We start from the raw sequence: 17,830 nt of genomic DNA on the forward strand, positions 1-17,830 counted from the left end.
ATTTCAAGTTATAGTATGCAGTGGTTATAACCCTGTTATGACTTATATTTATTAATCCTGGGGAGAAAACAATGAGAAAAATAATTACCCTGATAGCCATCCTGGCCATTTCTTTTCTGGCATATGCTCAAATAAAGCAATCCAATTCAAAACAAGACACCAATGCCCCTTCCGCTAAACATACCAACACTCAAGCCAATGTCATAGAAACTCCTTCCACAGCCAGAGAAAACATTGTGGCAGAAAATCAGCCTGGTGAGATACAAAATCAACCGGTCAGCAACAGCACTTCTGCCGATGACAATGAGAATCAAGCGACAAGCGATGAGGATGATAATCAAACAACAACCGATGATGATCAACTTTCGGACACTGACAGTGGTATTGATGCGGATGGCAGCGGTGATGAAGACATGAGCGGCATGGATGATGATAACTCAACGAATGAAGACTCCGATACAGATGACACCGGCTCAATGGCTCAGCCTTCTTAATCCTTCTCTGTTCAAGCAGGTGTTCTCCTGCTTGAACCGCCTTTAATTTTCACCTCTAGGATCAATTTCTGCCATAATGGGCGTTGTTTGCGGCATGGATAAAAAGGGTTCTTCCTGAGGAATATCCGGTTTTTGTGCCTTACGTATGATAAACACAGGAATAATAAGCAAACAAACCGTAATAAAAAAAGTAAAAATCCCTGTTGTTCCGAAATACTGCATAAAGAAGGGGGCAATAAACGGTCCTGTCATCGCGCCTACACTATAGGCCAACAGTAGACTTTGCGTACCGGCAACAATATCACGATTGTCCAGTGCATCACAGGCATGGCTTATACTGATAGGATAAAGGGTAAAGGTCAACCCGCCAAACAAACCCATCAAAATAAAAAGAAGCTCTCTGTGAGTCGCGATAATGATGGCTAATATCGATACGATAGCCGTTCCTGTAGCAATCAAAATAAGCACCAGGCGCCGCTCAATGACATCCGATAGTTTACCTACAGGGTATTGCAGTAACATTCCACCAAAAATAACCGCAAACATATATCGAGCCACGTCCGCTTTATCATTAAACAGATGACTGAAATACGTGGGTAAAAGACCATAGATAACCCCCATGATCATCCCTGAGCTAAGGCAACCTAATAAGCCTGAAGCTGATTTGTTCAGCAATTTTTGCAAACTTAGGGTTGAAGGTTCATCATAAACCGGGGTTTGGACCGTGGATAATGCTAAAGGAATAATGGACAAGGAGCATAGCATAGAAGTTACGGCAAACAACAACATGGTTTGGGTATCACCCAGATTCAGGAAAAATTGTCCCAGGCTTTGAGCTGCATAGAAAACAATCATATACAAAGAAAGAACCTGCCCTCGATTGACATGAGTGCTTTTACACAACAGCCAACTTTCAATGACCACAAATAAGCCTGCTGTGGCAAAACCGGCTATAAACCGTAACAAAATCCAGAGCCAAGGATTGTAATAAATCCCATGCAACAAACAAATGATAGCCAGCATTGCAGAAAAAGCCGAATAGGCTCGTATATGTCCCACTCGGATAATAAATCCCTCAATACGAAATGAGCCCAGAACAAGTCCCGCATAGAAAAAACCAGTTAATGCGCCAATAAGAATTGGAGGCTCGTGGGCAAGTGTCATTTTAAGGGCCAATAAGGTCGAAAAAAAACCTGTCCCCAACACGAAAATAAATAAACTGATTAAAGGGACGAAGGTTTCAAAAAGTACGTTCAGCATAAGTTTCTCAAAACAATAACGCAGTCGAATCGGCAATTCAGTTATTCTGCACCACAGCACTTTTCAGAACCATTCAAATTTACTCCATTTTTAGCAAAAAAAACGAGGGCAGAATATCGGACGAAAATTAACAAATTATCATCAAATAGTACAGATATTTCATGATAAAATGTATTCAAAAATAAGTTGGCAGCGTTAAATAGGCAGCAGACAGCTCTAACTTTATTCGCCTGGATGTCGTTCAGACTTAAATTTTATGTTTGAAAAAAAATGTGCCTGTAATGATAAAACTGGCATCAATAATATTGGGTGTTAACCATTTATCGGTTAATATGATGACTTTACCACACCCGACTGAGTTTTATGATCAGGCAAAAAAAAACAACCCATTTTGGCTTTGAAGCGGTTGACTGGAACGAAAAAGAAAAAAAGGTTGCCGATGTCTTTAAATCGGTAGCTAGTCGCTATGATCAGATGAATGATCTGATGTCTTTGGGAATCCATCATTTATGGAAACGGTTTACTGTTGAGCTCAGTCAGGTCAGACCCGGGCAAACCGTGCTTGATTTGGCAGGAGGAAGTGGCGATTTAACTCGATTAATCAGCCAAAAAGTAGGTGGGAAAGGGCATGTCATTCTGGCCGATATCAATGCGGATATGATAACAATTGGACGCCATCGTCTGATCGATGCCGGTTTGATAAAAAATATTTCTTATGTTCAGGGAAATGCACAACTTCTGCCTTTTTCCGACAATAGCTTCCACTGCATTGTGATGGGATTTGGCTTACGCAATGTGACCGATAAAGAGGAAGCCTTACGTTCCATGTTCAGAACCTGTAAACCTGGTGGAAAACTCATGATTCTTGAATTTTCAACACCAAATGTTTTTGGCTTAAAACCCATTTATGACTGGTATTCTTTTCATGTTCTACCTAAGCTGGGTCATTTTTTTGCCAATGATGCGGCCAGCTATCAATATCTGGCTGAGTCCATTCGCATGCACCCTGATCAGAAGGAATTAAAGGCCATGATAGAAATGGCAGGCTTTGAAGATTGCCATTTTCATAATTTAAGTGGTGGCATTGTCGCTTTGCACATTGCTTATAAATATTGAGACAATTATGTTAAAAAAATATTCACTACGAGCTTTACAAAAAACCATTAACCATGCCCTGGCATTGGATCCGCAAATACCATATAAAATCAGCCAGTTACATGGGAAGGTACTGGAAGTCATTGTCGCTCCTTTGAGCGTTAATTTTTTTATACTCTTTGATGAGCAGAAGATACAATTACTGGCTCATTATGAGGGCTCACCGGATACCACCATTCACAGCAGTCCCTTGGGTTTGATCCGCCTCAGTTTTTTACCTGCATCCAAGGCTCGTTCTTTATTTAATGATAATATTCGTATTTCAGGAGATATGGATTTAGGCCAGCAAGTTAAAAAACTGTTTGATGAAATGGATATCGATTGGGAAGGACACCTTGCTCATTTCACCGGTGATGTGATTGCCCATCAACTGGGCTCTTTATTTCGCAAAGGACGAGATTTCACTCAGCATTTTCACGAATCCATGCGGCTGAACATGACGGAATACCTGCAGGAAGAGCTTCGCATGTTTCCATCTCGCAGAGAACTGGACGATTTTTTTAATGAAATAGATGAGCTATCATTAGATGTTGAGCGATTACAAGCCCATATCCAAAAACTGATGGTAGAGCATGAAATCAATTAAACAATTATTCCGCTTACTACAAATAAACTATATTCTTGCTAAAAATGGGCTGGATAATCTCGTTGTATCGATTCGAATTTTTGCTCCAATACGTTTTATTGTTTATTTAAACCCGTGGAATTGGTTCCGTAAAGAAAAGCTCACTCGCGGGGAAGCCTTACGTATCAGCCTGGAGGAATTGGGGCCCATTTACATTAAATTTGGTCAGGCTTTGTCAACCAGGCCAGATATTTTACCCGCAGATATCGCCCAGGAATTAAGCAAATTGCAAGATAAGGTTCCTCCTTTTGCCAGCACCATCGTCTTGAGCATTATCGAAAAAACTTTTGGCCAATCGGCTTATGAGATTTTTGCCCGATTTGATTCCCGGGCACTGGCCTCAGCCTCCATGGCACAAGTACATGCCGCCACATTACACTCAGGCGAGGACGTGGTGGTGAAAGTGCTGCGCCCTGGTATGAAGCAAATCATTGATAAGGATTTAAGCATTTTGCGCACGCTGGCTAATTTGGTCGAGAGATATTGGGCCGACAGCAAACGCTTAAAGCCTAAAGAAATTGTCGATGAATTTGAAATGAGTCTGATGAATGAAATGGATCTTATGCGTGAAGCAGCAAATGCGGCACAGTTAAGACGGAATTTTGAAAAGTCATCCCTCCTTTATATCCCTGAAATCTACTGGGATTATACCCGTAAAAACATTATGGTCATGGAACGCATTCACGGTATTCCGGTCTCTGATCTCAACGCGCTGCATGAGCATGATATTGATATAAAAAAACTGGCTGAGCGAGGAGTGGAAATATTTTTCACTCAGGTGTTTCGTGACTGCTTTTTTCACGCCGATATGCACCCAGGTAACATCTTTGTCTCTCCTCTTCATCCCCGCAACCCGCAATATATTTGTGTAGATTTTGGCATTATTGGTACATTAAACGATAACGATAAGCGTTATCTTGCTGAAAACCTCTATGCTTTTTTCAACAGAGATTATCGTCGTGTCGCTGAACTGCATGTTGAGTCTGGATGGGTAGCGCGAGATACGCGGATTACAGAATTTGAAAGTGCGATAAGAACGGTATGTGAACCCATTTTTGAAAAACCACTGAAAGATATTTCCTTTGCCAAAATTGTCTTTCATCTTTTTCAAACCGCTCGACAATTTCAAATGGAAGTACAACCTCAGTTGGTTTTATTACAAAAGACATTGCTGGCTGTAGAAGGTCTGGGACGGCAATTATATCCTGAACTTGATTTGTGGAAAACGGCCAAGCCCTTTCTGGAAAAATGGCTGAAGGAACAAATTGGACCTAAAGCTTTTCTTAGTCAATTACGCAAGAATATCCCTTTTTTTACGGAGCAATTACCTCATGTCCCTCGCTTATTTGCCGATGTACTCGAATTAACCAAGGAACATAAAATCTTGCAAACCATGCTATTAAAGCAAGCCAAGCAACAGCCTCCCCAGGAGAGTCGTCTTATTAAATCCTTTGCCCAAGGTGCCTTCGTTGCTTTGCTTGGTATTGGCGTTTTAGGGTATTTAAAAATAGCCGATACAAGCCAACTCCCCGTTATTGCGCTGGCAGGCAGTGCAATAGCGGGACTTTTTGCTCTCATTTATCATAACAAAAGGAGTTAATATGGGATTAAGTGGCATCAGTCCTCTGTCGTTAGTGCTCATTTTAGTGATCATTCTTGCTCTTTTTGGCACGGGTAAATTAAAAAATATTGGCTCTGATCTTGGAAACGCCATTAAACATTTTCGTCGTGCTATCAATGAAGACAGCGATAATGATGAAAAAAAGGATAAAAAATCCTCATGAGTATGGCTGAATTGTTGCTCATCCTCTTTGTTGCTGTCATTGTTTTTGGGCCATCCAAATTACCCATGCTGGCAAGACATTTGGGTTTGATTTTTAAAAAAATGGATAAATTAAAGCAACAGGCGAACGAGATTTGGCAACAGCATTTAAAAGAAGTGCAATTATCGGACAATACTCAAAAAGCACAAGAAGCAGATTTACAATATCATAAAGAACACTTCAATGAACCTGAGAAACCTCAGAGAGTCGAATGATTTAAATAGCTCATGAGTAAATAATCGTTTAAACTTCATCGCCAAATCGAGCCACTGGCTGGTGGCAATAAGGAGCTTTCTGATGTTTCAGATAATAATCCTGATGATAGTTTTCAGCACGCCAAAACGTTTTCACAGGCAGCAGGCGGGTAACCACATCGTATCCTCTATTCCGTAATTGTTCGATGAGTTCCTCAGCGGTTTCACGTTGTGCTGCATTATAGTAGAAAATGGCACTATGGTATTGCTGCCCAATATCCGGGCCTTGTCCTGAACGCTGGGTAGGGTCATGAATCTCAAAAAAACGCTTGATAACCTTGTAATAGTTTATCCTTGCACTATCATAAATGACTCTTACAGCCTCATAATGACCACTGTCACCGCGGCAAACATCCTCATAACGAGGATCTTGCAAATGACCGCCGCAATAACCTGCTTCAACCTTCAATACCCCCGGCATCTGACGCAATAAATAATCCACGCCCCAGAAACATCCACCGGCAACAATGGCTTCTTCCGTATCTAAAACCTCATCATCTGCGACAAAATCAAGAGAAAGGGAATTAACGCAATGGCGTAGATTTCTGGGTGTTAAATACTCCCCTTCAAAAACATGCCCGAGGTGAGCGCCGCAACGCTGACAAAGAATTTCTGTTCGTAAACCATCCGGATCCGGCTGACGTGCCACGGCCTGAATAATATCTTCATCAAAACTTGGCCAACCACAGCCGGAATGAAATTGAGCTTTTGCGCGAAACAAGGCTAAACCGCATCTTCGGCAAAGATAAGTTCCCTGTTGAACCACTTCATTATATTCTCCACTGTGAGGGCGCTCTGTGGCCTTATCACAGATAACTTCTTTCGCTTGCGGAGTCAAACTGCCTGTTTTATCAATATAGGTGTGCATCATACATCTTCCATAAGTTTCTCTTTTCCCTTAAGGGAAAAGAGAATAGGTGCTGCTTTAAAACTCAGTGGCTTAAATATTGGATCGATGGCAAATTTTATCCGCCATATAACCAATTGCACCGGCGTAATATATAGAATTATTATAGCGTAAAATCATCTTATAATTGGGAAAGGCCAAAAATACCGGCCCCCCATATGGCTCAATAATACTCGCAGTCAGATCCTGATAAGGCAATGGCTTGCCATCTGTGGTTCGAACACCGAGTTCATTCCATTCCCGAACAGGTTTCACCACGGATTTTCCTTCCAGATTCTTTTTATCAAAATGATGTGGAAGCTTGACTTTTATAGCCCAGGGCTCACCGGTTTGCCAACCATTTTTAACCATGTAATTGGCTATAGAGGCAAAAACATCCCCTTTGCTTTTCCATATGTCTTTGCGACCATCACCGTCATAGTCCACGGCATACCTCATCCAGCTGGATGGCAGAAACTGGGGTTGTCCTGATGCCCCTGCCCATTCGCCTTTAAAATCGTTCAAGCTGACATGACCATCATTTAAAATGTGTAAAGCATAAAACAGCTGTTTACGGAAAAAATCTGAACGCTTGGAATCATAGGCGAGAGTCGCAAGCGAGCGGATAACAGGAAAATTTCCCATGTAACTGCCATAACTGGTTTCCATACCCCAGAAGGAAACGATGAAGCAAGGATCAACGCCATACTCACGCGCCACCTGATCAATCAAGGCCTTATTTTGTTGATAGCGCTTGCGACCCATGACGATGCGATAATTATCTGCCCGAGTATTTCGATATTTGAGAAAGGTCAATCGATGTTCAGGCTGTGAGCGAGACAATCCTTTGACGCGACGACTGGGTTCACGAATATCTGCAAAAGCCTCATCAAATAATTGGGGTGAAATTCCTTGATTAAGTGCCTCTTGCCGAATTTCTGCCACCCATTCGTTCCAGTTTTGCCTGGCATTGGCTGTTTGATTGAAGGTCATTATCAATGTAGCCATAATGGCAAGTCCCCATTTGTTCATAATTCCCCCTTTCATGGTTTTTTCTTTTTTTTTGCCACTTACTCATCTCGTCGTCTGCAGTTGTTTTTTCTTTAGGGGTCCGTTGACATTTTTTACTAAATGTTAAATTTTAACATTTAGTAAAAAATGTTTTTCTTAAACGCGCATGTGACCCCAGCACAGTATTTTTTAGAATAAATGCAAAAAAGACAAAGCTGCGTGACATGAGTTAAACATAGACCAATTTCACCGTAAGTGCTCAGCACCCAGATGAAAAATGTGGCTTATCCCAAGGATGGGTTCATTGAAACTAAACAGTGGACAGTGCGGCTCGCCTTTTTTCTTTTTCAGCCAATACCTGCTCAACGCTGCCTGTCAGGTAACGTTCCCGGCAGATCTGTATATAAATCACCTGTTCTTCTTCAGAAACGAGCAGATGATTCACACCAGAAAGAGGCTTTAATTTGTTCATAAGCTCGGTTTTATCCCAGACAAAAGGGTCAAAATGAACGATCACCGTACTCAAATAAACATTTGGCTTCATAAAGACAGCAACCATACCCCAAAGTAAAGCAAGACTGGCATTCATCAGAAAAATCCCTGAACTGCCAGCCCATGGATAAAACAAACCGGCTGCAGCGCCACCGCAGAAAATACCAAGAAACTGACAACTGGAATAAACTCCCATGGCGGTACCTTTCGAGGCGGGATCAGCTTGTCTGGATACCAGGGAAGGCAGACTGGCCTCCAAAAAATTAAAGGCCGTAAAATAAAGAAACATCAGCAAACACAAAAACCACCAGCTTCCGTGAGCAAAACTCAGAAAACATTGGGTAAAAGCTGTTAGGATAACAGCCAACAGAAACAAGGGTTTCATTTTTCGCTTTCTTTCGGCAACAGCAATAAAAGGTATCATCATGAGAAAAGAAAACACCATTAAGGGTAAATAAAACTGCCATTGCTGAGCCAGATTGCCTTGCTTTAACTGCTGCTGTAATAGCAACGGTATTTCAAAAAAAGTAGCGGTTAAAACAAAATGCTGGCAAAAAATTCCAAAATCAAGCCGCAATAAATGTCGATTTTTAATCACAATTTTTAACAAAGAGATTTTGGCCTCAGCGTCAGCGTGAAAGCGTTCTTGAGGAGGCTTTCTTATCATCAGATGCAATAAAACCAACCCAAGCAAAGCCATGATAAAAGAAAGATAAAAAATTCCCTGCAAACCAAAATGACGGCTGATGGGTGGGCTGATGATCATCGCCAAACTGAAAGAAAGACCAATCGTCATGCCAATCACGGCCATGGATTTTGTACGTTGTTCATCTGGAGTTAAATCTGCGAGCAACGCAATGAGAACGCTTCCTATTGCACCTGTACCCTGTAAGATTCGTGCCAAAATCATCCCATATATAGAATGGGTGATTGCACCGATGAGACTACCCAGAGCAAACAGGCACAAACCGAGAGTAATGATAGGCATTCGGCCAAAGCGATCAGAGAGCATACCAAAAGGAAGCTGTAAAATACCCTGGCTTAAGCCATAACCACCAAGCGCGAAACCAATCAAGGCCGGGGTGGCTCCTGTCAGTTGCGGAGCATACAGAGTAAACACCGGAATCAACATAAACAAACCGAGCATTCGAAAAGAGAAAACAACGGCGATAGGAAAAACACTGTTTGACCAGGAAAACTTCATCAGCACTTGATAGGCAAAAAACATGGGTTACAAATGTTACAAAGTTAGCGACCGTGAAACAAGTCATCCTCCCAATTAATTGTCATGATTACGAATGAAAGAAACCACCCAGCCTTGACTTCAATTAGGATTTAGGTCGTTTCTGTGCCGCTCTGGATTTACATCTTTTTAAATTTGGATAAAAATATCCAGATAGTCATTTACCGACATTTTAAATGTTTGCCGATTATCTCGCTGATTTTTTCCTAACCTTCAGTCAATTGACAGCCATTTGTTTTATCTCCCTGACTGGTTTTTTATTTATCAATCGGAAGCTTTTTTTTCAAGCCGCAAGCCTGGGCGCTTTTGATATCATTGTCAATGTGGCCTTAAAGGGAACATTTAAAGTCCCTTTACCTGTGGAAATTGGCTCTGGTTATGCTTTTCCCAGCGGTCATATGCAATTTGCTACGGTATTTTATTTATGGCTCATTCTTTCTTATTCTTTCTGGCCCTTTCGTGTTATTACTGCCATTTTATTGACGGGTATCGGAGCCGGTTTAATTCATTATGGCTACCATAACCTGTATGAAGTTTCAGGCGGATTGTTTTTTGGTATTTTGTTGATTGCTTTTTATCGCTACCTGTTAAAAAAATTCCATGCCCATACGCTCAGGCTGCTTTTAATGGTGGCTTGTTTTTTGATGCTCTATAATGCTTTTATCTACACCCTCATTCCCAGCCATGCCTGGTCTGCTTTTTATGTCTTATGGGGATTGCTCATCGTGGAGCAAATCAGGTTAAAATTTGAGCCACTTTCTTCTTGATTAAATCAAATGAGTTCGATATAAAAAGCGCAAATGCCATTTAGTCTGGCCTTCCTCTTTTGACTTTCAAAAATATCCTCTATTGCGAAATGCAGGTTAAATTGACAGTTTCAGCAATTAAAGGTAACTTCTTCCATTTTTCATCTAAGGGGCCTGCAATGACTTCGATATTTACAGATAAAGTCGCTTTGATCACCGGTGGTGCTCGGGGGATTGGTAAAGCAACCGCACTTAAATTGGCAAAAGCAGGCTGCCATGTGGCCATCGTGTATTTCAACAGCTCTGATGAGGCAGAGACATTGGTCAAAACCATTCAGGACATGGGGCGAAAAGCCATTGCCTTACAGGCCAATGTAGCGGATCATCAATCCGTAAAAGACATGCTAACGCAGTTTCGCAATCATTTTAACCGCCTCGATTTTTTAATCAGCAATGCAGCCAGTGGTGTATTAAAGCCGGCCTTAAAAATGTCGACCAAACACTGGCGCTGGTGCCTGGAAACCAATGCTCTTGCTCTCAATCATCTGGTATCTGGAGCACGCGAGCTAATGCCCAGGGGTGGGCGGGTTATTGCCCTGTCCAGCCTGGGAGCGCACAGAGCGATTCCCAATTATGCCTTCATCGGTGCTTCAAAGGCTGCCCTTGAAGCCTTGGTGCGCTCATTAAGTCTGGAATTAGCTGAAGCAGGCATTACCGTTAACACCGTCTCAGCAGGTGTCGTTGATACCGACGCGCTCAAACATTTTCCAAATCGAGAACAATTACTGGATGAATATCAATCGCATTCTTTATCTTCGCGTCCATTATTAGCCGACGATGTCGCTAATGCTGTTTATCTGCTTTGCCTGCCGGAAGCAGAAATGATCAATGCGCATACCTTGTTTGTGGATGCCGGCTACAGCAAAATGGGATAACCTTGAGCAGCAACGTGTGAAGCTCAAACCCTATGTCGACGGCAATGGCGCTTTAATTAAATTACATATAGCTGTCTTTTAAAATTTTATGCTACAATTGGCGGCTTTATGAACCTGGTGAGCTCAGAGGATTTAAAAATGAATGTAGATAGCGTTTATCCTAAAGTAAGGGAGATTATCGCTGATGTATTGGTCATCGATGAAGATGACATATCCCCAGACAATCGTTTGATCGCCGATTTAAATGCCGAATCGATTGATTTTCTTGATTTGGTATTTCAGTTGGAGAAAGAATTTAACATCAAAATCCCGCGGGGACAACTGGAAAAAAATGCTCGTGGTGATTTATCTGAAGATGAGTTTGAAAAAAGCGGATTCATCACAGAAAAAGGAATGAAGGCTCTTAAAAACTATTTAGACGAAGTTCCTGAAGAGCATTTCAAAAAAGACATGAAAGTCAATGAAATCCCCACATTGTTTACTGTTAAGACGTTTTGCAAGCTCGTTGTTTCTGCAGTAAATGAACAAAAAACAAGTGAATCTTTGAACTGATGCGGTTTTTATTCGTTGATCGAATTGTCCAGTTACAACCTGGGGAAAGCATTAAAGGCATCAAGCATATCACTCAGGATGATGCATTTCTCTCTTTAGATGAGCACGGTCGCTTTTATTTTGTTCCATCATTGATTGGTGAAACCCTGGGACAACTGGCTGCATGGAACGTGATGTTTCACAACCAGTTTCAGGCAAGACCCGTAGCAGGAGTCGTAGCCAGCGCACGCCTGCATCGACCGGCTTATGTGGGCGAAACCCTTTTGCTCGAATCTTATATTGATTGCCTTGACGCTCAGGCGGTGCAATATCATAGTCTCGCCCGTGTAGGCCAGGAAGCCGTTTTTACCATTGAAGGTGCCTTAGGGCCTCTATTACCTATGGATGATTTTATTGATCAGGAACTCGTTCGCCGGCAATTTTCAGAAATCAACCGTCCTGGAGACTGGGAGACAATAAGCCATAACCCATCTGAAATGAATAACACAAAGAATCCTCAGGCTCATTACCATCTAACAACCTCCCTGAAGTTTGATCGCATACTGAGTCTCATGCCAGACCACAGTGTCACTGCTGAAAAGCGCATCAGTCGGATGGCCGGCTATTTTGATGATCATTTCCCGAGAAAACCGGTCCTGCCTATGACCGTTTTACTGGAATGCAAATTGAATCTGGCAAAAGATTTTATTCAACAATCTCACTATGCAAACCGGTATCAGTTCAAAGAACTAAGAAGAGTCAAAATGAATGAATTTGTTTATCCGGGAGATGTACTGCTTTGTGAAGCTAAAATTAAGCAGCAAGGCGAAGAAGAACTCATTCTGAACTTTCGCAGTACCGTCAGTGGACACCGGGTCTGCGTTGCAGAGGCTGTATTTACCCAGAGGGGCTGATATGAAACAAAGACGTGTCGCAATTACCGGACTGGGTGTGGTTTCACCGTTAGGTAATGATGTGGAATCCACCTGGCAGAATCTATTGGCAAAACAATCAGGTATTGCAAAAATACGCCAGTTTGATGCCAGCAGCTTTCCCACTCAAATTGCTGCTGAAGTGAAAAATTTCTCTCCTAGTACACATCAAAAACAGCATCGCTTTGCTCTGCCTTTTACACAATATGCCTTAAATGCCGCGGAACAGGCTTTTGATGATGCAGGCATTTTACCTACAGAAGAAAACGCCTCGCGCTGGGGGGTTATCACTGGCAGCGGGATGATGACAGCAGAATTTGAGTATTTACGTCGCTTTCATCAAACCTGCGCCTCAGATGGTGAAATCAACTGGAAACAACTGCATCAACAGACTAAATCGTTTTATAAACTCACCGATTTTGGCAAAACGGTGGCTAACTCGGGCTTATCCTTGCTGATTCAACAATTTGGTATCAGCGGTTATGCTACATCTGTTCATACTGCCTGCGCTTCGGGCGGGCAGGCATTGGGACTTGCTTTGCAGGTCATTCGTCGCGGCGATGCGGATTTTATGCTTGCCGGCGGTTTTGATTCCATGATAAACCCCTTGGGCTTATCCAGTTTTTGTCTTTTAGGTGCATTATCGACTTATAATGAGACACCTGCTTCGGCAAGCCGCCCGTTTGATGCTACACGTAATGGTTTTGTCCTCGGTGAAGGCGCCGCCTTTCTGATCCTTGAAGAATGGGAGAAAGCCAAAGCAAGAGGCGCACGAATTTACGCTGAATTAGCCGGAGAAGGCAATTCATTAAGTTCTTATCGCATTACAGACTCCCATCCTAACGGAGACGGTGCAATTCAGGCCATTGAGAGAGCGCTTGCTGAAGCCGTAGTCAGCTCTGATGATGTCGATTATATTAATGCACATGGCACCTCGACCAAAATGAATGATTTGAGCGAAACCAACGCCATCAAAGCTGTTTTTGGCAAACGTGCCTACCAAATTCCTGTCAGTTCAAGCAAAAGCCAAACTGGTCATCTTATTGCTGCAGCAGGCGCACTGGAGGCTGTCATTTCAGTTAAAGCCATTACCCACTCATATATTCCTATGACCGCCAATCTCACTACACCTGACCCGGATTGTAATCTGGATTATGTAACGGAAGGTCCTCGAGAAAAATCTTTAGGTGTCGTGCTCTCCAACTCTTTTGGATTTGGTGGTTCGAATAGTTGCTTGCTGTTTAAACATCCAGACTTTAAAGGAGCGAGCCAATGAGTCTAAACAACCGTGTTTTTATAACTGGTCTTGGCGCTCTCACAGCGACTGGCACCACGGCAGATGACAGCTGGAATGCAGTTTTGGCCGGTCAATCCGGCATTCGAAACATTCAACAGTGGGATTTATCCGATTGGCCAGTGCATATTGGCGGTGAATTAAAAGAGTTTAAACCGGCAAAAATGCTGCCTGACCGTAAATTGTTCAAGGTTATCTCGCTCCAGGATGTCATGGGTATTAATGCAGCAGTACAAGCCATCCATCATAGCGGGTTGATATCCTACCGAGATGCTCTGGATGACGCTGAATCCTTCAATGAGCAAACGGCCATTTACGTAGGCTCTCCTGGCAACAAATATTATCAGCAATACGATTTTCTTCCATTGCTCAGCAAAAGCAATGATGATATGAAAGTCTTCGCTCAGGAATTGTTTACAGAAGTGCATCCCATGTGGCTTTTGCGCATTCTTCCCAACAATGTTCTGGCTTATACCGGCATCACCTATGGTTTTAAAGGGCCGAACCATAACATCACTAATCATGCCATAGGCGGCGCTCAGGCCGTATTGGAAGCGTTTCATGCCATACAAACGGGGCAGGTTGAGCGTGCTGTTGTGGTAGCCTATGACATGGGTGTTGAGCCACAGGCTTTATTTTACTATGAGAAGCTCGGTGTCTTAAGCACCACTGATTTGAAGCCTTTTGAGCATGCACACGACGGAACCGTACTCGCTGATGGAGCCGCGGCCTTGATTCTTGAAAGTGAAAAAAGCGCAACCGCACGTAATGCGACTTGTCATGGCGAAATCATTGGAGGTTTATCAGCTACAGAAACTGCCGGTCTTTTTGCTGTTGAAAAAGAGGGAAAACCCTTGGCTGATTTGATGAGGCAAACACTGATGCAATGTCAACTCGACGCAAAGGAGATAGGGATGCTCGTCACTCACGGCAACGGCAATCCTAAATCCGATGATACGGAAGCCAGCGCTGTTCAAGCTGTTTTCCCATCAGAAACGCCAGTGACGGCGTTTAAATGGTCTACAGGACACACCTTATGTGCTTCAGGTCTGCTGGACACCGTTTTGGCGACCTATGCTCTAAAACAACAATGCATACCCGGCATCGCCAATTTTAAACAGCCGGCGAACAGCAGCAAAGATCTGGCCATCTCGACCTCTCATCAATCCCTGAACCGCTCCCACGCGCTGATTATTAATCGGGGTTTCGGAAGTATGAACGCTTGTCTGGTGATAAAAGCCTGTGAATAACATCAATCAACAGATAAAGAACCTGCCTGTCAGCTTTGCTGGGAAATTGATTTATCGCCTGTTGCCTTATCGACGTAAAACCATCGGCTCTAATATTGATCAAGTCTATGGTCATCAGATTTGCTCCAAAAGTAAGCAGCACCTGATAAAAGCCTATTATTCCCATTTAGCTAAATCCGTTAAAGAAGCCATTCAGCTTCGCTTTATGAGTCAGGAACAGCTTAAGCAATCGGTCGAAGTCAAAGGTCATCAATATTTATTGGATATTGTTACTCAAAAAAAAGGCGTATTAATTCTGACCGGTCATTTTGGCAACTGGGAATTTGCCCCCATAGGGGGTATTCTTAATTTTCATCAATTTAAAGGCCAATTTCATTTTATTCGTAAGAGCATAGGCTTTAAAAAACTTGAACAAATTCTATTTAGCCGTTATTACAAAGCCGGTTTAAACGTGATTCCTATGAAAAACTCACTGAATCAGGTTTGTGATGCCTTGGACAAAAACCATGCTGTTGTTTTTGTCATGGATCAGCATGCAATTCTGGGAAATCGCGATGGTATAGCCGTTGAATTTTTTGGCAAAAAAGCAGGTACTTATCGCAGCCTTGCCAGCTTGTCCTGCTATACAGGTGTTCCGGTGGTTCCTGCCGCAAGCTACAGATTAGCTGATGGAAAACATGTCCTTGAATTTCATGAGCCTATTCACTGGCAGGATCATCCAAGTCGCCAGGAAGCCATCTATCAGAACACCTTGGCTTACAACAAAGCCCTGGAAAAATTGGTTCTTGCCCATCCCGAACAATGGCACTGGATGCATAAACGCTGGAAATTAAGAAATATAGATTAAGGCTAATCAAAATTAGCAGACAATCATCAAGGTAAATCCTACTTTGATTACATTATGCCTTATAATGTAACAACGCGTCTGCGCAAAAATGTTCAGTTTTAATCCCTTTATGAAAATATTTATTGATTAAAAGGGTATGAGCTTACTCCAAGAGGGCAAGATCATGTAATTTTGAGTTAATTTAACATTAAAAATTTCGTGTAATTATTCAAATAAATCTCTGGCAAATCTAATACCTCAATAATACTTTTTTCTTTTTTTAAAGATAAATATTCAAAAAAATAATTGACTGACAAATAAACTTAATGATAATTATTGAGTACTATTGATCATAAAGTAATGAAGCTGTGCTTCTGTTTGCATTCACAAAAATAGGGGGCGAGGCTTATGAAGTTGCAAAAAATTGAACGGCTACTGTTAATGTGCCGAATCAAAGCGATGATTGGCTTGGGTAATAAAACAAATGCTTTTATTCCCAGATTGAAAATTGATCTCGTTTCCAGTTCCTTATTTTTAGGCGTACATGGAAATCCTGCAATTTTCGTAAACAAAGTTACGTATAGGAAATTAAATAAATTTTATGATTCCTGGATTCCTAATGTGACCATCGCGATTAAGGAAGATTTTTTTAATGCAAGCAACAGAGACATTCAAATTATCGGGGCTATAATTCATGAAGCTGGACATGCGTTTAACGTTTATGCTGGTCTTGCAAATACTGAAGCCAATGCTTATATTTTTGAAATAGAAGTCATGATGATGCTTTATCATAAAAATATTTTAGCGGCTCTGTTTGATATTAAGGATAAGGAGATACAATCCTACTTCAATGCACGTATGAAATATTTCAAAATGGAAGCCAATAGCGATCCTTACTTAAAAAGCTTGATTAATAGAGTTAAAGTTAGATTTCAACTAAGTCATGAGCCTAAATTGGTTTCTTCTGAAAGCTCTGGAAAATCGTTGCAGAGTGATTCTAGTTTTTTTAAACAATACGTTTGGGGTCGTGAGTCTAGAATAGTTGAACGGTCTTATACAAAGATAGCGCTAGTCAACTAGGCCCCTCTCGGCATTCCTTTCAACCACAGGGCAAAATCATACTTTGCTCATTTGGATTTTACCATTCTCATTTTGTCCATATATCCACACGTGGGTATGTTGAAGAAAGTTTGCAAAGTTTTTATACAAAGAATACAATAGCTGGTTTTCATTTTTAATATTGAACCAAGGATAAAAATGATGTCTGGAAAAATGATAGTTGCTTCACTTCTTCTTGCTTTAGGTTTTGCTGTCAGTGGATTTTTTATCTCTAGCGGACTTGTTGAATCGCGTAAAGAGTTAAGATATGTCAGCGTGAAAGGTTTGGCTGAACGAGTGGTTAAAGCTGATCAAGCCCTTTGGACAATTAATTTTAAACTGGTCAATAACGAGCTTCCTGCTCTTTATCAGGCTATAGAAGATGCTCAGGCCAAGGTAAAACAATTTTTATTGAAACAAGGATTTAAAGAAAACGAAATCAGTAACAATCCGATATCCGTTAACGATAATCAAAGTAACAGTTATAATTCCCAGAATCAAAATTTACCCCGTTACACCGCCGATGCTGGAATTACAGTCAGTACAAAGCGTGTTGATATGATCCAGACCACTGAAGAGAAAACAGGAGATTTAGTGGCACAAGGGGTCGTCGTGACGTCCTCTAATGCCATATATCGTTTTAATGGTTTGAATGATATTAAACCAGCTATGCTTGATGAAGCGACAGCGAGTGCACATACGGCTGCCCAAAGTTTTGCCCATCACGCTAAGGCAAAACTGGGTTACATACGAAAAGCATTACAAGGACTGTTTACCATTAGTGACGCGAATTCCACGTATGATTCGGGTAATGCGATTATGAAAAAGGTACGTGTGGTAACGACAGTGGAATATCAATTACAATAAAAAATTATTTCAGCCTTTTAACCGTTGAGAGCGTTAGCTTAGGTTCTGTGAATAAAAATGTTTTGCAGAGCGAAAATTTTGTTCACAGAACCTAAGGCCAATCCATTG

Annotated in this window: 19 protein-coding genes; 15 read left to right on the forward strand and 4 right to left on the reverse strand. The window is 41.7% G+C overall.

Annotation, left to right across the window (positions count from 1 at the left end; translation table 11 throughout):
* The first annotated feature begins 71 nt into the window (after window positions 1–71).
* A complete protein-coding gene (locus tag E4T55_RS06105) occupies window positions 72–494 on the forward strand; it encodes a hypothetical protein (RefSeq protein ID WP_058500989.1) in 423 nt (140 codons plus the stop codon).
* 42 nt (window positions 495–536) lie between these two features.
* On the opposite strand, the gene E4T55_RS06110 is transcribed toward E4T55_RS06105, so the two are convergent.
* Window positions 537–1,754 carry an MFS transporter gene (locus E4T55_RS06110; RefSeq protein ID WP_058500988.1) on the reverse strand — a complete coding sequence of 406 codons (1,218 nt, stop codon included), beginning with the start codon at window positions 1,752–1,754 and terminating at the stop codon, window positions 537–539.
* A gap of 363 nt (window positions 1,755–2,117) precedes the next feature.
* Here E4T55_RS06110 and ubiE point away from each other — a divergent pair, with 363 nt between their 5' ends.
* Genes ubiE through E4T55_RS06135 form a run of 5 tightly spaced genes read left to right on the forward strand, consistent with a single transcriptional unit; the run spans window position 2,118 to window position 5,572 of the window.
* Entirely contained in the window at window positions 2,118–2,870 is a 753-nt protein-coding gene (ubiE, locus tag E4T55_RS06115) for a bifunctional demethylmenaquinone methyltransferase/2-methoxy-6-polyprenyl-1,4-benzoquinol methylase UbiE (RefSeq protein WP_058500987.1), read from the forward strand.
* A 7-nt stretch (window positions 2,871–2,877) separates the two neighbouring features.
* Window positions 2,878–3,495 carry a ubiquinone biosynthesis accessory factor UbiJ gene (locus tag E4T55_RS06120; RefSeq protein WP_058500986.1) on the forward strand — a complete coding sequence of 206 codons (618 nt, stop codon included), beginning with the start codon at window positions 2,878–2,880 and terminating at the stop codon, window positions 3,493–3,495.
* Window positions 3,482–5,134 carry a ubiquinone biosynthesis regulatory protein kinase UbiB gene (gene ubiB / locus E4T55_RS06125; protein ID WP_058500985.1) on the forward strand — a complete coding sequence of 551 codons (1,653 nt, stop codon included), beginning with the start codon at window positions 3,482–3,484 and terminating at the stop codon, window positions 5,132–5,134. The genes E4T55_RS06120 and ubiB overlap by 14 nt, the downstream gene beginning before the upstream one ends.
* A 1-nt stretch (window position 5,135) precedes the next feature.
* Window positions 5,136–5,318 (forward strand): twin-arginine translocase TatA/TatE family subunit, encoded by a 183-nt coding sequence (gene tatA, locus E4T55_RS06130; protein ID WP_058500984.1) that lies wholly within the window; start codon window positions 5,136–5,138, stop codon window positions 5,316–5,318.
* Window positions 5,315–5,572, forward strand: coding sequence for a Sec-independent protein translocase subunit TatA/TatB (locus E4T55_RS06135; RefSeq protein ID WP_058500983.1), 258 nt, complete (start codon window positions 5,315–5,317; stop codon window positions 5,570–5,572). Before tatA ends, E4T55_RS06135 begins: the two co-directional genes overlap by 4 nt.
* A gap of 28 nt (window positions 5,573–5,600) precedes the next feature.
* Here the strand turns inward: E4T55_RS06135 and E4T55_RS06140 are convergent, their stop codons facing one another.
* From E4T55_RS06140 to E4T55_RS06150, 3 genes are all read right to left on the reverse strand, one after another.
* Window positions 5,601–6,479 (reverse strand): bifunctional methionine sulfoxide reductase B/A protein, encoded by an 879-nt coding sequence (locus E4T55_RS06140; protein ID WP_058501001.1) that lies wholly within the window; start codon window positions 6,477–6,479, stop codon window positions 5,601–5,603.
* A gap of 72 nt (window positions 6,480–6,551) precedes the next feature.
* On the reverse strand, window positions 6,552–7,529 hold the full coding sequence (locus E4T55_RS06145) for a lytic murein transglycosylase (RefSeq protein WP_058500982.1): 978 nt from the start codon (window positions 7,527–7,529) through the stop codon (window positions 6,552–6,554).
* A gap of 289 nt (window positions 7,530–7,818) precedes the next feature.
* The gene (locus tag E4T55_RS06150) at window positions 7,819–9,204 is read right to left on the reverse strand and encodes an MFS transporter (RefSeq protein ID WP_058501000.1); all 1,386 of its coding nucleotides are present in this window, start codon (window positions 9,202–9,204) and stop codon (window positions 7,819–7,821) included.
* A 215-nt stretch (window positions 9,205–9,419) separates the two neighbouring features.
* On the opposite strand from E4T55_RS06150, the gene E4T55_RS06155 reads away from it, so the two are divergent.
* The 9 genes from E4T55_RS06155 to E4T55_RS06195 all read left to right on the forward strand — a co-directional run bounded on the left by E4T55_RS06155 (window position 9,420) and on the right by E4T55_RS06195 (window position 17,722).
* Window positions 9,420–10,010, forward strand: a complete 591-nt coding sequence (locus E4T55_RS06155; protein WP_058500981.1) for a phosphatase PAP2 family protein — start codon at window positions 9,420–9,422, stop codon at window positions 10,008–10,010.
* Between the two features lie 158 nt (window positions 10,011–10,168).
* Window positions 10,169–10,924, forward strand: a complete 756-nt coding sequence (fabL, locus tag E4T55_RS06160) for an enoyl-[acyl-carrier-protein] reductase FabL (protein WP_058500980.1) — start codon at window positions 10,169–10,171, stop codon at window positions 10,922–10,924.
* A gap of 138 nt (window positions 10,925–11,062) precedes the next feature.
* Window positions 11,063–11,476 carry an acyl carrier protein gene (locus E4T55_RS06165; RefSeq protein WP_058500999.1) on the forward strand — a complete coding sequence of 138 codons (414 nt, stop codon included), beginning with the start codon at window positions 11,063–11,065 and terminating at the stop codon, window positions 11,474–11,476.
* Window positions 11,476–12,369 (forward strand): ApeI family dehydratase, encoded by an 894-nt coding sequence (locus E4T55_RS06170; RefSeq protein ID WP_058500979.1) that lies wholly within the window; start codon window positions 11,476–11,478, stop codon window positions 12,367–12,369. Before E4T55_RS06165 ends, E4T55_RS06170 begins: the two co-directional genes overlap by 1 nt.
* A gap of 1 nt (window position 12,370) precedes the next feature.
* The gene (locus E4T55_RS06175) at window positions 12,371–13,663 is read left to right on the forward strand and encodes a beta-ketoacyl-[acyl-carrier-protein] synthase family protein (protein ID WP_058500978.1); all 1,293 of its coding nucleotides are present in this window, start codon (window positions 12,371–12,373) and stop codon (window positions 13,661–13,663) included.
* A complete protein-coding gene (locus E4T55_RS06180; protein WP_058500977.1) occupies window positions 13,660–14,931 on the forward strand; it encodes a beta-ketoacyl-[acyl-carrier-protein] synthase family protein in 1,272 nt (423 codons plus the stop codon). The genes E4T55_RS06175 and E4T55_RS06180 overlap by 4 nt, the downstream gene beginning before the upstream one ends.
* Window positions 14,924–15,778 (forward strand): lysophospholipid acyltransferase family protein, encoded by an 855-nt coding sequence (locus E4T55_RS06185; RefSeq protein ID WP_058500976.1) that lies wholly within the window; start codon window positions 14,924–14,926, stop codon window positions 15,776–15,778. The genes E4T55_RS06180 and E4T55_RS06185 overlap by 8 nt, the downstream gene beginning before the upstream one ends.
* 387 nt (window positions 15,779–16,165) lie before the next feature.
* On the forward strand, window positions 16,166–16,837 hold the full coding sequence (locus E4T55_RS06190; protein WP_058500975.1) for a hypothetical protein: 672 nt from the start codon (window positions 16,166–16,168) through the stop codon (window positions 16,835–16,837).
* A 177-nt stretch (window positions 16,838–17,014) separates the two neighbouring features.
* Entirely contained in the window at window positions 17,015–17,722 is a 708-nt protein-coding gene (locus E4T55_RS06195; protein ID WP_082636474.1) for an SIMPL domain-containing protein, read from the forward strand.
* Window positions 17,723–17,830: the final 108 nt, after the last annotated feature.

The sequence above is a fragment of the Legionella israelensis genome (genome assembly GCF_004571175.1).
In the GTDB taxonomy this organism is placed as follows: Bacteria; Pseudomonadota; Gammaproteobacteria; order Legionellales; family Legionellaceae; genus Legionella_D; species Legionella_D israelensis.

Bases quoted from the DNA above. Each gene is read 5' to 3' on its own strand.
- E4T55_RS06175 (WP_058500978.1), top strand. From the start codon at position 12,371: ATGAAACAAAGACGTGTCGCAATTACCGGACTGGGTGTGGTTTCACCG.
- E4T55_RS06110 (WP_058500988.1), bottom strand. From the start codon at position 1,754: ATGCTGAACGTACTTTTTGAAACCTTCGTCCCTTTAATCAGTTTATTT.
- ubiB (WP_058500985.1), top strand. From the start codon at position 3,482: ATGAAATCAATTAAACAATTATTCCGCTTACTACAAATAAACTATATT.
- E4T55_RS06155 (WP_058500981.1), top strand. From the start codon at position 9,420: ATGTTTGCCGATTATCTCGCTGATTTTTTCCTAACCTTCAGTCAATTG.
- E4T55_RS06150 (WP_058501000.1), bottom strand. From the start codon at position 9,204: ATGAAGTTTTCCTGGTCAAACAGTGTTTTTCCTATCGCCGTTGTTTTC.
- E4T55_RS06190 (WP_058500975.1), top strand. From the start codon at position 16,166: ATGAAGTTGCAAAAAATTGAACGGCTACTGTTAATGTGCCGAATCAAA.
- E4T55_RS06135 (WP_058500983.1), top strand. From the start codon at position 5,315: ATGAGTATGGCTGAATTGTTGCTCATCCTCTTTGTTGCTGTCATTGTT.
- E4T55_RS06120 (WP_058500986.1), top strand. From the start codon at position 2,878: ATGTTAAAAAAATATTCACTACGAGCTTTACAAAAAACCATTAACCAT.
- E4T55_RS06140 (WP_058501001.1), bottom strand. From the start codon at position 6,479: ATGCACACCTATATTGATAAAACAGGCAGTTTGACTCCGCAAGCGAAA.
- E4T55_RS06195 (WP_082636474.1), top strand. From the start codon at position 17,015: ATGATGTCTGGAAAAATGATAGTTGCTTCACTTCTTCTTGCTTTAGGT.
- E4T55_RS06180 (WP_058500977.1), top strand. From the start codon at position 13,660: ATGAGTCTAAACAACCGTGTTTTTATAACTGGTCTTGGCGCTCTCACA.
- tatA (WP_058500984.1), top strand. From the start codon at position 5,136: ATGGGATTAAGTGGCATCAGTCCTCTGTCGTTAGTGCTCATTTTAGTG.
- E4T55_RS06170 (WP_058500979.1), top strand. From the start codon at position 11,476: ATGCGGTTTTTATTCGTTGATCGAATTGTCCAGTTACAACCTGGGGAA.
- ubiE (WP_058500987.1), top strand. From the start codon at position 2,118: ATGATCAGGCAAAAAAAAACAACCCATTTTGGCTTTGAAGCGGTTGAC.
- E4T55_RS06165 (WP_058500999.1), top strand. From the start codon at position 11,063: ATGAATGTAGATAGCGTTTATCCTAAAGTAAGGGAGATTATCGCTGAT.
- E4T55_RS06105 (WP_058500989.1), top strand. From the start codon at position 72: ATGAGAAAAATAATTACCCTGATAGCCATCCTGGCCATTTCTTTTCTG.
- E4T55_RS06145 (WP_058500982.1), bottom strand. From the start codon at position 7,529: ATGAACAAATGGGGACTTGCCATTATGGCTACATTGATAATGACCTTC.
- fabL (WP_058500980.1), top strand. From the start codon at position 10,169: ATGACTTCGATATTTACAGATAAAGTCGCTTTGATCACCGGTGGTGCT.